The sequence below is a fragment of the Serratia ficaria genome, assembly GCF_900187015.1.
GTDB lineage: Bacteria > Pseudomonadota > Gammaproteobacteria > Enterobacterales > Enterobacteriaceae > Serratia > Serratia ficaria.
The window spans coordinates 3,294,190-3,307,397 of the sequence record NZ_LT906479.1; the positions used below are offsets into that span (position 1 = coordinate 3,294,190).

Below are 13,208 nucleotides of genomic sequence, written 5' to 3' on the forward strand. Positions count from 1 at the left end.
AACCGAGGTCAATGTCATGCTGGTACAACCCTATTTATTTTTCAGCGGCAATTGTGAGCAGGCGATTAATTTCTATGCACAGCAGTTGGGCGCCAAAATTGAAATGGTCATGCGCTATAAGGATTTGCCGGAGGAAGCCAAACAGGAAGGGCAGCCGGACGCCAACCCCGAATCGATCATGCATGCCCGCCTGCTGATTGGCGACGGCGTGCTGATGGCGTCCGACGGCTGCCCGCAGGATGAGGGCGAGAGCGCGTCGCACAAGGGATTCTCCCTGTCGCTCAATCCCGCCGACGCCGAACAGGGCCGAGCGCTGTTTGAAAAGCTGGCGCAGGGTGGCCAGGTCACCATGCCCTATCAACCCACCTTCTGGGCCAAAGGATTCGGCATGCTGACCGACAAGTTCGGCGTCAACTGGATGATCAACGTCGAATAACGATGAAATGCGGCGCCGCTAGCGATAGCGGTGCCAGTCGTAGGCCGCTTTGGCGAACAACGCGAACAGCAGCGCCAATATCCCCAGCGCCAGGCGCCAATACGGCGATTTGCGCCGCCGCCAGGCAAAGAACATCATCAGCGCCAGCGCCCCCAGGGTGAACGGGTAATACACCGCCAGCGTCAATAAACCGATAATAATGTAGTCCGACATTTAATCGCTCGCCTCAACGTCCATCACATTCGCCCGCAATTTTTGGCGCGTATTATACCACCCGCCGCCAACATCTACCTCTTTGAGGGGTAGTGATCGGCAGGATTAACGAATAAGATGTAAGATTGTTCTTAACTCGATTTGTCGTATTGATTGTATAACAAGGGTGACATGACTCAGCAGCAACCCACGCAGGAAGCAAAACAGGCGCGCACCGCTAAAAGCTCCCCGCTATTATTTCAGGCCGGCGTATTTATCCTCATCGTGGCCGTCACTCTGATCTTGTTTAACAGCTGGCAAATCTGGAACGCCCACCAACGCGATCTTCGCAGCGCCGAACACGAATCCGCCAACCTGGCCCGTTCACTGGCGCAACACGCCGACGACACCTTCATGCAGGTCGACGGCAACCTGCTCGATCTGACCGAACGCATCCAAACCGACGGCCTCGGCCAGCCGCAGCTGCTGCGGCTGCAGCGGGTGATGCAGGCTCAGGTCGGCAATCTGCCGCAGCTGCACGGCATGTTCATTTACGACTCGCACGGCCGCTGGCTGGCCACCTCGTCGGGCAAGTTCGTCGCCAACGCCAACAACGCCGATCGCGAATACTTCAAATACCATCAAGATGCCGATGGCAAAGGGCTGTATATCGGCAAGGTGATCCGCAGCCGCTCCACCGGCGATTTGATCATTCCGATTTCACGCCGCTTCAACTACCCGGACGGCAGCTTCGCCGGCGTCGTGCTGGCGACGCTGTACGTCGACTACTTCCGCCAGTTTTACGACAGCTTTGCGCTCAACACCGACGCCTCGCTGAGCCTGCTGCTGGCGGACGGCACCATCCTTTACCGCCGGCCTTACGTCGCGGCCTCGATCGGCAAGAATATCTCCCAGGGGGTGCTGTTCCGCGAGATCCTGCCGCACTCGGAGTTCGGCAACGCCACCATCACTTCGCTGTATGACAAAGTCGAGCGCATTTACGGTTACTCGCGGGTGAACCGTTATCCGCTGGTGATCGCCGCCGGCATGTCAAAACGCGACGCCTTGGCCGACTGGCGCGACGACGCCAGCCTGTTCGCCGTCGGCGGGCTCTCGCTGCTGGTGATTTTGTTGGCGCTGGGGCTGGTGCTGCTGCGGCAAATCAAGCACAGCGTGCAAACCGAAGCCGAGCTGGTTCGCACCCGCGATCAGCTGACCACCATCAATCAGATGCTCGAAGAGCTGGCGCTGCTGGACGGCCTGACCGGCCTGGCCAACCGCCGCCAGTTCGATATCGCGCTGAAAAACGAGCTGACGCGCGCTTCGCGCAACTACCGCAGCGTGGCGCTGCTGATGCTGGATATCGATTATTTCAAACAGTACAACGATATCTATGGCCACGTGGCCGGCGACCAGTGCCTGCAGCAGATTGGCCAGACGCTGAAGGGCCTGGCGCGCCGCAGCAACGACATCATGGCGCGCTATGGCGGCGAAGAACTGGGCATTATTCTGCCGGACACCGACGCCCAGGGCGCGCTGATTTTCGCCGAGCGCGTCATCAACGCGGTGCGCGAGCTGAAGATCCCGCATCAGGGCAACCCGCACGGCATCGTCACCATCAGCATCGGCATCTGCGCCAAGGTGCCGCACATGTATAACGATACGCCGATCGGCTTTATCAACGAGGCCGACAACGCGCTTTACCTGGCGAAAAAAGAGGGGAAAAACCGTATTGCCTGCGAAAACTGCACCCTTCCGCCGGCCGGAGAAACGCCCTGAAATAGCGGCGCGTTGCGGCGTTGCCGGGATGGCGCGCACCATCCCGGCCGATGCCCTCCGTCAGGCGTCAAAATCGCCCCGCTGCCGCGCCACCAGCGTCAGGATGCTGTACAGCGCCACCGCCTGCTGCTGCTGATTCAACACCTGCACATCCCACACCACCACGCCGTGCGGGCGATCCTCGGCGGTTTTCTGCGGCTTGCGAATTTTCTTTTTGCAGGTCAGCCGCACCTGAATGGTATCGCCGATTTTCACCGGTTCGATAAAGCGCAGGTTTTCCATGCCGTAGTTGGCGATCACCGGCCCCACGCCGGGATCGACAAACAAACCGGCGGCGGCGGACACCACAAAATAGCCGTGCGCCACCCGCTCGCCGAACAGCGACTCCGCTGCGCCGAGCTTGTCCATGTGGGCGTAAAAATGGTCGCCGCTCAGGCAGGCGAAGTTGACGATATCCGCCTCGGTGACGGTGCGGCGCGCGGTCAGCAGGCTGTCGCCCAGCGCCAGCTGTTCAAAATATTTACGGAACGGATGCACCGGATGTTCGTTGACCGGTGCGCCGCGCACCCATTCGCCGCCGATCGCCGCCAGCATCGCCGGGCTGCCCTGGATCGCCGTGCGCTGCATGTAGTGCTTCACCGCGCGCAGCCCGCCCAGCTCCTCACCGCCGCCCGCGCGCCCCGGCCCGCCGTGCACCAGCATCGGCAGCGGCGAACCGTGGCCGGTAGACTCCGCCGCCGCCTGCTGGTCGAGGATCAGCATGCGGCCGTGCGCGCAGGCGGCCGCACGAATAAAGCGCGTGGCCAGCGCCGGATCGGCGGTCACCAAAGAACCCGCCAGGCTGCCCTGTCCCAGCAGCGCCAGTGCGATCGCCTGTTCGCTATCGGCGTAAGGCATCAGGGTCGCCACCGGGCCAAAGGCTTCGGTGCCATGCACCGCCTGATGGCTAAAGGGATCGGCGCAGTACAGCAAGGTCGGCGGGTAGAAAGCGCCGTTTTGCGCCCCTTCGCCTGCCACCTTCAGCTTAGCCAGCGCCCCGCCGCACAGCGGTTCACAGCCGTTGCGCAGCAGGAAATCGACCTTCTGCTGCACGTCGTCGCGCTGCTCATGGCTCACCAGCGCCCCCATGCGCACCTGTTCCAGCTGGGGGTCGCCTACCGTTACGCCGGCCAGGCGCTGCAACAGCGCCTGGCGCACCGCCGCCACCTGCGCCGCCGGCACGATGATGCGCCGAATGGCGGTGCACTTCTGCCCGGCCTTGGCGGTCATTTCGCGGCACACCTCTTTGATGAACAGCGCGAATTCCGGCATGTCCGGCGTCACGTCCTCGGCCAGCACGCAGCAGTTGAGCGAGTCGGCCTCCATGGTGAAGGCGATCGATTTCTCCAGCAGCCGCGGATGCGCCCGCAGCCGCTGGCCGGTTTGCGCCGAGCCGGTAAAGGTCACCGCATCCTGATAATCCAAACGGTCGAACATATCGCCGATGCCGCCGCACACCAGCTGCAGCGCCCCCTCCGGCACCAGCCCGCTGTCGACGATCAGCCTGACCATCGCCTGGGTCAGCTGCGCGGTGGCGGTGGCCGGCTTGACGATCGCCGGCATGCCTGCCAGCCAGGTCGGCGCCAGCTTTTCCAGCATGCCCCAGCAGGGGAAGTTGAAGGCGTTGATGTGCAGCGCCACCCCCGGCCGGGACGTCAGTACGTGACGCGCGGCGAACTGCGACTGCTTCGACAACGGGATCGTTTCGTCTTCCGGCCACAGCGTGTCGTCCGGCAATTCGCGGCCGGCCAGCCCGGCATAGGCGAACAGCGTGGCGATGCCGCCTTCGATATCCACCCAGCCGTCGCTGCGCGTGGCGCCGGTCTGATAAGAAATCCGGTACAGCGCCTCTTTATGCGCCAGCAGGTGTTTCGCCACCGCCTTCATCATTTGCGCGCGCTGCTGAAAGGTCATCTGCGCCAGCGCACGGCCGCCGAAGCGGCGCGCATACTCCAGGCTGGCGGCCAGCGGCAGCCCGTCGGAGCATACCTGGTACAGCGTTTCACCGCTGACGGCGTGTCGGATCTCGCGGGCTTTCCCCTGGCCATACACCCAGCCGCCAGAAAGATAACTGTGTAACTGCTGCATCGACTCCTCCGGAATTCAAAAATTAACACCATACAGCTTAATTACGTATCACATATTTTCCAGTCGACGCCAGGGTTAAAATTAACAAAAAACGAACAACCGGTTAATTTTCGCTCTCCTGAACGGTTATTTTCGGCAAAAAAAACATTTAAATACCCATTAATAACAACAATTTGACATATCATCCTGTGAGTAGCATCGCAAAACCACATTAATCTCGTTTGATCTTTTTGTTATCAGTTTGTAGCCTTAGGGTTGGATTATATGATTCACATTTTTATGGTTTATGTGAAAAATACGAATCATCAAGAGGCAAGCATGACAACTGACGCGCAACATCAGCAGCATTTCGACGACAAAATCGCGGCGGACACCGCCATCGAAGCCAAGGATTGGATGCCGGACGCCTATCGCCAGAACCTGATCCGCCAGATCGGCCAGCACGCCCATTCCGAAGTGGTCGGCATGTTGCCGGAGGCCAATTGGCTGACGCGCGCCCCGACCCTGCGCCGCAAGGCGGTGCTGTTGGCCAAGGTGCAGGACGAAGCCGGCCATGGCCTGTACCTGTACAGCGCCGCCGAAACCCTCGGCTGCTCGCGGCAGGACATCTACCAGAAGATGCTCGACGGCAAGATGAAGTACTCCTCGATCTTCAATTACCCGACGCTCAACTGGGCGGATATCGGGGTGATCGGCTGGCTGGTCGACGGCGCGGCCATCGTCAATCAGGTGGCGCTGTGCCGCGCTTCCTACGGCCCCTATGCGCGGGCGATGGTGAAAATTTGCAAAGAGGAAAGCTTCCACCAGCGCCAGGGCTACGAGGCGGTGATGGCGATGGCCAACGGCAGCGATGAGCAAAAGGCCATGCTGCAGGACGCCATCAACCGCTTCTGGTGGCCGGTGCTGATGATGTTCGGCCCCAGCGATAACGACTCGCCGCACAGCGCCCAGAGCATGGCCTGGAAGATCAAACGCCACAGCAACGACGAGCTGCGGCAGAAATTCGTCGACAACACCGTGCCGCAGCTGGAAGCGCTGGGCATGAGCGCACCGGACGCCAGCCTGGCCTGGGACGCGGCCAGCGGCCATTACCGCTTCGGCGAAATTGACTGGCGTGAGCTGCACGAGGTGATCAAGGGCCGCGGGCCATGCAATCACGAGCGCCTGCAGGCCAAGCGCCGCGCCTGGGAAGACGGCGCCTGGGTGCGCGACGGCGCGCTGGCTCACGCGTCGAAACGCGCCTCAACCGCCGCATAGCATAGATAAGGAACCGATGATGACTCACGCTGAATGGCCGCTGTACGAAGTGTTTATTCGCAGCAAACAAGGGCTGGCGCATCGCCACGTCGGCAGCCTGCATGCCGCCGATGACCAAATGGCGCTGGAAAACGCCCGCGACGCCTATACGCGCCGCAACGAGGGTTGCTCGATCTGGGTGGTGCGATCCTGCCATCTGATCGCCTCGCAGCCGGAAGATCGCGAAGCTTTCTTCGATCCGTCCGACGACAAGATCTACCGTCATCCGACGTTTTACACCATCCCCGACGGCATCAAGAACATGTAGAGGCGGCCATGACCCTTAACGATCCGCGAATCAGCTATTTACTGCGCCAGGGGGATACGCCCCTGATCCTGGCGCAGCGCCTGTGCGCCTGGTGCGGGCATGCGCCCGAGCTGGAAATCGACCTGGCGCTGGCCAACGTCGGCCTCGATCTGCTCGGCCAGGCGCGCAACTTTCTCGGCTACGCCGCCGAGCTGGCCGGCGCGGACTACAGCGAAGACCGTCTCGCCTTCGAGCGCGACGAGCGCCAGTTTCATAACCTGCTGCTGGCGGAGCAGCCGAACGGCGGCTTCAACGACACGCTGGTGCGTCAGTTTCTGCTCGATGCCTACCACGTGCAGCTGCACCGGGCATTAAGCCGCAGCCGCGACCCGCAAATTGCCGCCATCGCCGCCAAATCGCTGAAGGAGGCGGATTACCACCTGCGCTTCAGCCGCGGCTGGATGATTCGCCTGGGCGACGGCAGCGATCTCAGCCGCCAGAAGATCCAACAGGCGTTGGATAACCTGTGGCGTTTCACCGCCGAACTGTTCCACGCCGACGACCTCGAGCTGGAGCTGGCGGAACAGGGCATCGCCGTGGACCCGCGCCTGCTGCAGGCGCCGTGGCAGGCGGCGGTGGACGACACCCTGCGCCTGGCTACCCTTTCGCTGCCGGAGGAACGGGCATTCCGCCGCGGCGGCAAACAGGGGCGGCACAGCGAACATCTCGGCCCGCTGCTGGCGGAAATGCAGTTTCTGCAGCGCGCCTACCCGCGCAGCAGCTGGTAAAAGGAGACGCCATGAACGTTACCCGGCTGCAGCCCGCGGAAATCCCGCAAATCTGGCACTGCCTGCAGCAAATCAGCGATCCGGAGCTGCCGGTGCTGTCGATTACCGATCTGGGCATGGTGCGCGACGTCGAGCGCGACGGCGACGGTTGGCGAGTGATCTTCACCCCCACTTACTCCGGCTGCCCCGCTACCGAATTTCTGCTCAGCGCCATCGAGCAGCGGCTGACCGAGGCCGGTTTCAGTCCGGTGCAGGTGGATATTCGCCTCAGCCCGGCCTGGACCACCGACTGGATGAACGCGGCGGCGCGCGAACGCCTGCGCCAATACGGCGTGGCGCCGCCGCAGGGCCACACCTGCGATCGGCCGCACGCCCACGGCCCGGTGCCCTGCCCGCGCTGCGGCAGCACCCGCAGCGAGAAAATCAGCGAGTTCGGTTCCACCGCCTGCAAAGCGCTGTATCGCTGCCGCGAGTGCCGAGAACCCTTCGACTATTTCAAATGCATATAGGAGCGCTGACATCATGACGGTCTTTCATCGCCTGAACGTCGCCGCCATCGAGCGCGAAACGCCGGACGCGGTTGCGATCACCCTGCGGGTGCCCGAAGAGCTGAAAACCCACTACCGCTATACCCCCGGCCAGCACCTGACGCTGAAGGCGCAGGTCAACGGTGAGGAGCTGCGCCGCTGTTATTCGATCTGCAGCTCGCCGCAGGAGGGGCTGCTGCAGATCGGCGTAAAGGCGATTCATCAGGGCCGTTTTTCCTCGTTCGTCAGCCACATGCTCAAGGTGGGCGATGCGCTGGAGGTGATGGTGCCGCAGGGGCGTTTCGGCTATCAGCCCACGGCGGAAAGCCACGGCAACTATCTGGCGATCGCCGCCGGCTCCGGCATCACGCCGATGCTGTCGATCATCAAGGCCACGCTGCAGCTCGAGCCGCACAGCGGCTTTACGTTGATCTACGGCAACCGCAGCAGCCGCTCGGTGATGTTCAAAGAGGCGCTGTCTGACCTGAAAAACCGCTATCCGCAACGCTTTCAGCCGCTGTACCTGTTCAGCCAGGAAAGCCTCGACAGCCCGCTGCTCAGCGGCCGCATCGACCGCGATCGGCTGACGGCGATCGGCGGCGCGCTGCTGGACTACCGCGACTATGACCACGCCTTCATCTGCGGGCCGGAAGCGATGATGGACGACGCGCAAACCGTGCTGGAACAGGCCGGCATGCCCGCCGGGCGCATCCACAGCGAACGCTTCAATACCGGCGGCGGCGTCGCCCGCCCGGCCAACCTCGGCAACCGCAACGCCACCCGGGTGGAAATTCTGCTCGACGGGCGCCGGCTGGATATCGAGGTCGGAGAGCAAGACGACAGCATTCTGGATGCGGCGCTGCGCCAGGGCGCCGATCTGCCCTATGCCTGCAAAGGCGGCGTCTGCGCCACCTGCAAATGCCGGCTGAAGGCCGGCCGGGTGGAGATGGGCGTCAATTACAGCCTGGAGCCGGATCAGCTGGCGGCGGGCTACGTATTGAGCTGCCAGTCGTGGCCGAGCGGCGACGGCGTGGTGTTGGACTTTGACGTATAAGGAGCCGCCGATGGACACCCCCTGGATCCTGCGCGACCAGCAGCAACGCGTCGTCACGCTGACGCTGCATCGCCCTGAAGTGCGTAACGCGCTGAGCACCCCCTGCCTGGAGCAGCTGGTTTATCGGCTGGAGCAGGCCGAGGCCGACGACGGCGTCGGCGCCGTGGTGATTGCCGGCGCGCCGCGCTGCTTCGCCGCCGGCGCCGACCTGCGCGAACTGCAGCGGCAAGACCTGCCCGCCGCGCTGGCGGACAACCGCCCACGGCTGTGGCAGCGGCTGGCGCAAGTCAGCAAACCGCTGCTGGCGGCGGTGAACGGCTATGCGCTCGGCGCCGGCTGTGAGCTGGCGCTGGCCTGCGACATCATTATTTGCGGCGAAAGCGCACGCTTCGGCCTGCCGGAGATCACCCTCGGCCTGATGCCGGGCGCCGGCGGCACCCAGCGCTTGATCCGCTGCGTCGGCAAATCGCGCGCCAGCCAGATGGTGCTGACCGGCGAAGCCATCGACGCCCGCAGCGCGCTGCAGGCCGGGCTGGTCAGCGAGGTCTGCCTCGACGCGCTGACGCTGGAGCGCGCGCAGCAGCTTGCCGAACGCATCAGCCGCCAGGCGCCGCTGGCGCTGCGCGCCGCCAAACAGGCGCTGAAACAGGCCGACGAGACCGGCCTCAGCCAGGGGTTGGCGATCGAACGCCAGCAGTTCGTCACCCTGGCCGCCACCGACGATCGCCGCGAAGGCATCGCCGCCTTCTTCGAAAAACGCACGCCAAACTATCAGGGGCGCTGATTTATGGAAAACGCATTGATTCTCAGCCATCTCGAATCCGGGGTCCTGACCCTGACGCTCAACCGGCCGGATCGGCTCAACAGCTTCAACGACGAGATGCACCGCCAGCTAAGCGAAGCGCTGACCCAGGCCGAACGCGACGACAACGTGCGCTGCCTGCTGATCGCCGGCGCCGGCCGCGGTTTCTGCGCCGGACAGGATCTCAACGATCGCAACGTCAGCGCCGACCAGCAGGCGCCGGACCTCGGGCTGTCGGTGGAGCGTTTTTACAACCCGCTGATCCGCCGCCTGACCGCGTTGCCCAAACCGGTGGTTTGCGCGGTCAACGGCGTGGCGGCCGGCGCGGGCGCCGCGCTGGCGCTGGCCTGCGACATCGTCATCGCCGCCGACAACGCCAGCTTTATTCAGTCGTTCTGCCGCCTGGGGCTGGTGCCGGATTCCGGCGGCAGCTGGTTCCTGCCGCGGTTGGCCGGCCACGCTCGCGCCATGGGCATGGCGCTGCTGGGCGACAAAATCAGCGCGCAGCAGGCGCTGGACTGGGGGATGATCTGGCAGGTGGCGGCGGCGGATGAACTGGCCGACCGCACGCAAACGCTGGCGCGCCATCTGGCTACCCAGCCGACCTACGGCCTGGGGCTGATTAAAAAGGCGCTCTACGGCTCAGCCACCAACAGCCTCGACCAGCAGCTCGATCTGGAGCGCGATCTGCAGCGCCTGGGCGGGCGCAGCGACGACTACCGTGAAGGCGTCAGCGCCTTCTTCGCCAAACGCGCGCCCAACTTCAGCGGGAAATGACCATGAACACGCCCACACTCAACGGACCGGTGGCGGTGATTGGCGCCGGCACCATGGGCATCGGCATCGCCCAGGTGGCCGCCGCCGCCGGGCACCCGGTGCGATTGTTCGACATCTCCGCCCCCGCCGCCCAGCGCGCACTCGACGGGCTGGCTCAACGGCTGCGCCAACGGGTGGCGGCCGGCAAGGCCGACTCTGCGGCTACCGAAGCGCTGCTGGCGCGCATCCGCCGCGCCGATTCACTCGACCAACTGGCCGACAGCGCCCTGGTGATCGAGGCGGTAGCGGAGAGCCTGGCGGTCAAGCAAAGCCTGTTCCGCGATCTGGAGGCCCTGTGCTCACCCGCCGCGCTGTTCGCCAGCAACACCTCTTCGCTGTCGATCACCGCCATCGCCGGCGCGCTGCAGCACCCGCAGCGCATGGCCGGGCTGCACTTCTTCAACCCGGCGCCGCTGATGAAATTGGTGGAGATCGTCGGCGGCCTGGAAACCAGCGCGGCTACCCTGAACGCCCTGCGGGCGCTGGCGGACCGCTGGGGCAAGCAGAGCGTGCAGTGCCGCTCGACGCCCGGCTTTATCGTCAACCGCGTGGCGCGGCCGTTCTACGCCGAAACCCTGCGCGCGCTGGAGGAACGGGTGGCGGACGCCGCCACGCTGGACGCGGTGCTGCGCGACGCCGGCGGCTTCGCCATGGGGCCGCTGCAGCTGACCGATCTGATTGGCCAGGACATCAACTACGCCGTTACCGAATCGGTATTCCAGGCCTTCTTCCAGGACCCGCGCTTTACCCCTTCGCTGGTGCAGCAGGAACTGGTGGCCGCCGGGCACCTTGGCCGCAAAAGCGGCCGCGGTTTTTATCGCTACGGCGCCGAGCTGCCGGCCCCCGCCGCCCGGTATGCACCGGCGGAACAGGGCGAAGCGCCGCAGCGCGTGACCCTGCATGGCGACTGGTCGCCGCTGGCCGATTTCGCCGAGCTGTTGGCGAGAAATGCGGCGGCGGTCAAACAACCTGGCCAGACCAGCGCCTTCGCCACCCTCGATGAAGTTACATTTATGTTAACAAATGGTAAAACTGCCAGCCAGATTGCCGATGAAACCGGAACCCCCGTGGTGCTGTTTGATCTGTCCGCCAACTATGCGCCAGCCCCCGCCGTCGCCATCAGCTGCGCGGCGCAGAACGAGGCGAGGCACAACGCCAAGGCGATCCGCCTGCTGCAGTCGCTCGGCAAGCGGGTGATCCTGCTGCCGGACTACCCCGGCCTGCTGGTGATGCGTACCCTGGCCATGCTGGCCAACGAAGCGCTCGACGTGGTCAACAAAGGCGTCGCCAGCGCCGCCGATACCGATTTGGCGATGCTGCACGGCGTCAACTACCCGCGCGGCCCGCTGGGCTGGAGCGCGGCCCTCGGCTGGCGGCATATCCTGGCCACGCTGGAAAACCTGCAGCAGTTCTACGGCGAGGCGCGCTATCGCCCGATGCCGCTGCTGCGCCGCTATGCCGCCCCTTCAACCGCCCCAAGCTCAGGAGCCGAACGATGAACGCCAATACGCCGCGCGCGCTGGCCCAGCGCTGCGCCGAACAGATGTTCCGGCAGGATACCTGCGCCCAGGCCATGGGGATGCGCATCGAGGCGGTCGACGCCGGTTTCGCCCAGGTGAGCATGACCGTCGGGCCGCAGATGCTCAACGGCCATCAGACCTGCCACGGCGGCCAGCTGTTCAGCCTGGCGGACACCGCCTTCGCCTACGCCTGCAACAGCCAGGGGTTGGCGGCGGTGGCCTCCGGCTGCAGCATCGACTTCATTCGGCCGGCCCGGGCCGGCGATCGCCTCGTCGCCAGCGCCGAGCTGCGCCATCAGGGCAAAACCACCGGGCTGTACGACGTCGAGATAGTCAACCAACTGGGCAAGACCGTCGCCTGGTTCCGCGGCCGCGCGCACCGTCTCGGCCACAGCATCTTAGGAGAGCAAGCATGAGTCAGGCGTTTATCTGCGACGGCGTGCGCACCCCGATCGGCCGCTATGGCGGCGCGTTGGCCAACGTGCGCGCCGACGATCTGGCCGCCCTGCCGCTGCGCGCGCTGCTGGAGCGCCACCCGCAGGTGGATTGGGCGCAGACCGACGACGTGATCCTCGGCTGCGCCAATCAGGCCGGGGAAGACAACCGCAACCTGGCGCGCATGGCGCTGCTGCTGGCCGGCCTGCCGACCGGCGTTTCCGGTACCACCCTCAACCGCCTGTGCGGCTCGGGGCTGGATGCGCTGGCGATGGCGGCGCGCAGCATCAAGGCCGGTGAAGCCGGGCTGGTGCTGGCCGGCGGCGCGGAATCGATGACTCGCGCGCCGCTGGTGATGGGCAAGGCCGACAGCGCCTTCAGCCGCCAGGCGCAGCTGTATGACACCACCCTCGGCTGGCGCTTCGTCAACCCGCGGATGCAGGCCGGCTTCGGCACCGACTCGATGCCGGAAACCGCCGAAAACGTGGCGGCGCAGTTCAACATCAGCCGCGCCGATCAGGACGCCTTTGCGCTGCGCAGCCAGCGGCGCACCGCCCGCGCGCAGGATCTGGGATACCTGGCGCAGGAGATCGTGCCGGTCGGCCTCAGCGGTAAAAAAGGCGCGGTCACGCAGTTCAGCCGGGACGAACACCCGCGCGCCGATACCCAACTTGAACAGTTGCAGGCGCTGAAAACCCCGTTCCGCCAGCCCGGCAGCGTCACCGCCGGCAACGCCTCCGGGCTGAACGACGGCGCGGCCGCCCTGATCGTCGCCTCCGAAGCGATGGCGGCGCGTCAGGGGCTGACGCCGCGCGCGCGCATCGTCGCCACCGCCACCTGCGGCGTCGAGCCGCGGCTGATGGGCATCGGCCCGCTGCCGGCCACCCGCAAGGTATTGGAAATCGCCGGGCTGAGCCTGGCGCAGATGGACGTGATTGAGCTGAATGAAGCGTTCGCCGCCCAGGCGCTGGCGGTGTTGCGCCAGCTCGGCCTGCCGGACGACGCCACGCAGGTGAACCCCAACGGCGGCGCCATCGCCTTGGGCCATCCGCTGGGCATGAGCGGCGCGCGCCTGGCGCTGGCCGCCCTGTTTGAACTGGAACGGCGAGCCGGCCGCTACGCGCTGTGCACCATGTGCATCGGCGTCGGCCAAGGCATCGCCATGATCATTGAGCGTGTCTGACCCCGA

14 protein-coding genes are annotated in these 13,208 nt (G+C 64.8%); 12 read left to right on the forward strand and 2 right to left on the reverse strand.

Annotated elements, in window-relative coordinates:
* Positions 1-16: 16 nt before the first annotated feature.
* Positions 17-436: a VOC family protein gene (locus tag CKW09_RS15605; RefSeq protein ID WP_061797374.1), complete on the forward strand. Its 420-nt coding sequence runs from the start codon at positions 17-19 to the stop codon at positions 434-436.
* A gap of 18 nt (positions 437-454) precedes the next feature.
* Here CKW09_RS15605 and CKW09_RS15610 read toward each other — a convergent pair whose 3' ends face one another.
* Positions 455-649 (reverse strand): hypothetical protein, encoded by a 195-nt coding sequence (locus CKW09_RS15610; RefSeq protein ID WP_061797376.1) that lies wholly within the window; start codon positions 647-649, stop codon positions 455-457.
* Between the two features lie 171 nt (positions 650-820).
* Between CKW09_RS15610 and CKW09_RS15615 the strand changes: the two genes are divergently transcribed.
* Positions 821-2,407, forward strand: coding sequence for a sensor domain-containing diguanylate cyclase (locus CKW09_RS15615; protein WP_061797378.1), 1,587 nt, complete (start codon positions 821-823; stop codon positions 2,405-2,407).
* A 60-nt stretch (positions 2,408-2,467) separates the two neighbouring features.
* Here CKW09_RS15615 and paaZ read toward each other — a convergent pair whose 3' ends face one another.
* A complete protein-coding gene (gene paaZ, locus CKW09_RS15620; protein ID WP_095098174.1) occupies positions 2,468-4,534 on the reverse strand; it encodes a phenylacetic acid degradation bifunctional protein PaaZ in 2,067 nt (688 codons plus the stop codon).
* A 318-nt stretch (positions 4,535-4,852) separates the two neighbouring features.
* Here paaZ and paaA point away from each other — a divergent pair, with 318 nt between their 5' ends.
* Genes paaA through pcaF form a run of 10 tightly spaced genes read left to right on the forward strand, consistent with a single transcriptional unit; the run spans position 4,853 to position 13,202 of the window.
* Positions 4,853-5,791 carry a 1,2-phenylacetyl-CoA epoxidase subunit PaaA gene (gene paaA, locus CKW09_RS15625; protein ID WP_061797553.1) on the forward strand — a complete coding sequence of 313 codons (939 nt, stop codon included), beginning with the start codon at positions 4,853-4,855 and terminating at the stop codon, positions 5,789-5,791.
* 19 nt (positions 5,792-5,810) lie between these two features.
* Entirely contained in the window at positions 5,811-6,098 is a 288-nt protein-coding gene (paaB, locus tag CKW09_RS15630; RefSeq protein ID WP_061797554.1) for a 1,2-phenylacetyl-CoA epoxidase subunit PaaB, read from the forward strand.
* 8 nt (positions 6,099-6,106) lie between these two features.
* On the forward strand, positions 6,107-6,865 hold the full coding sequence (paaC, locus tag CKW09_RS15635; protein WP_061797381.1) for a 1,2-phenylacetyl-CoA epoxidase subunit PaaC: 759 nt from the start codon (positions 6,107-6,109) through the stop codon (positions 6,863-6,865).
* A gap of 11 nt (positions 6,866-6,876) precedes the next feature.
* On the forward strand, positions 6,877-7,374 hold the full coding sequence (paaD, locus tag CKW09_RS15640; protein WP_061797383.1) for a 1,2-phenylacetyl-CoA epoxidase subunit PaaD: 498 nt from the start codon (positions 6,877-6,879) through the stop codon (positions 7,372-7,374).
* Positions 7,375-7,387: 13 nt separating this feature from the next.
* The gene (gene paaE, locus CKW09_RS15645; RefSeq protein ID WP_095098177.1) at positions 7,388-8,446 is read left to right on the forward strand and encodes a 1,2-phenylacetyl-CoA epoxidase subunit PaaE; all 1,059 of its coding nucleotides are present in this window, start codon (positions 7,388-7,390) and stop codon (positions 8,444-8,446) included.
* 10 nt (positions 8,447-8,456) lie between these two features.
* A complete protein-coding gene (paaF, locus tag CKW09_RS15650) occupies positions 8,457-9,230 on the forward strand; it encodes a 2,3-dehydroadipyl-CoA hydratase PaaF (protein WP_061797385.1) in 774 nt (257 codons plus the stop codon).
* Positions 9,231-9,233: 3 nt separating this feature from the next.
* Complete coding sequence (paaG, locus tag CKW09_RS15655; protein WP_095098180.1) at positions 9,234-10,025, forward strand: 2-(1,2-epoxy-1,2-dihydrophenyl)acetyl-CoA isomerase PaaG; 792 nt, start codon at positions 9,234-9,236, stop codon at positions 10,023-10,025.
* Positions 10,026-10,027: 2 nt separating this feature from the next.
* On the forward strand, positions 10,028-11,563 hold the full coding sequence (locus tag CKW09_RS15660; protein WP_061797388.1) for a 3-hydroxyacyl-CoA dehydrogenase: 1,536 nt from the start codon (positions 10,028-10,030) through the stop codon (positions 11,561-11,563).
* The gene (gene paaI / locus CKW09_RS15665) at positions 11,560-12,000 is read left to right on the forward strand and encodes a hydroxyphenylacetyl-CoA thioesterase PaaI (RefSeq protein ID WP_095098183.1); all 441 of its coding nucleotides are present in this window, start codon (positions 11,560-11,562) and stop codon (positions 11,998-12,000) included. The genes CKW09_RS15660 and paaI overlap by 4 nt, the downstream gene beginning before the upstream one ends.
* A complete protein-coding gene (pcaF, locus tag CKW09_RS15670; RefSeq protein ID WP_095098186.1) occupies positions 11,997-13,202 on the forward strand; it encodes a 3-oxoadipyl-CoA thiolase in 1,206 nt (401 codons plus the stop codon). The genes paaI and pcaF overlap by 4 nt, the downstream gene beginning before the upstream one ends.
* Positions 13,203-13,208: the final 6 nt, after the last annotated feature.

Bases quoted from the DNA above. Each gene is read 5' to 3' on its own strand.
- CKW09_RS15605 (WP_061797374.1), top strand. From the start codon at position 17: ATGCTGGTACAACCCTATTTATTTTTCAGCGGCAATTGTGAGCAGGCG.
- CKW09_RS15610 (WP_061797376.1), bottom strand. From the start codon at position 649: ATGTCGGACTACATTATTATCGGTTTATTGACGCTGGCGGTGTATTAC.
- CKW09_RS15615 (WP_061797378.1), top strand. From the start codon at position 821: ATGACTCAGCAGCAACCCACGCAGGAAGCAAAACAGGCGCGCACCGCT.
- paaZ (WP_095098174.1), bottom strand. From the start codon at position 4,534: ATGCAGCAGTTACACAGTTATCTTTCTGGCGGCTGGGTGTATGGCCAG.
- paaA (WP_061797553.1), top strand. From the start codon at position 4,853: ATGACAACTGACGCGCAACATCAGCAGCATTTCGACGACAAAATCGCG.
- paaB (WP_061797554.1), top strand. From the start codon at position 5,811: ATGACTCACGCTGAATGGCCGCTGTACGAAGTGTTTATTCGCAGCAAA.
- paaC (WP_061797381.1), top strand. From the start codon at position 6,107: ATGACCCTTAACGATCCGCGAATCAGCTATTTACTGCGCCAGGGGGAT.
- paaD (WP_061797383.1), top strand. From the start codon at position 6,877: ATGAACGTTACCCGGCTGCAGCCCGCGGAAATCCCGCAAATCTGGCAC.
- paaE (WP_095098177.1), top strand. From the start codon at position 7,388: ATGACGGTCTTTCATCGCCTGAACGTCGCCGCCATCGAGCGCGAAACG.
- paaF (WP_061797385.1), top strand. From the start codon at position 8,457: ATGGACACCCCCTGGATCCTGCGCGACCAGCAGCAACGCGTCGTCACG.
- paaG (WP_095098180.1), top strand. From the start codon at position 9,234: ATGGAAAACGCATTGATTCTCAGCCATCTCGAATCCGGGGTCCTGACC.
- CKW09_RS15660 (WP_061797388.1), top strand. From the start codon at position 10,028: ATGAACACGCCCACACTCAACGGACCGGTGGCGGTGATTGGCGCCGGC.
- paaI (WP_095098183.1), top strand. From the start codon at position 11,560: ATGAACGCCAATACGCCGCGCGCGCTGGCCCAGCGCTGCGCCGAACAG.
- pcaF (WP_095098186.1), top strand. From the start codon at position 11,997: ATGAGTCAGGCGTTTATCTGCGACGGCGTGCGCACCCCGATCGGCCGC.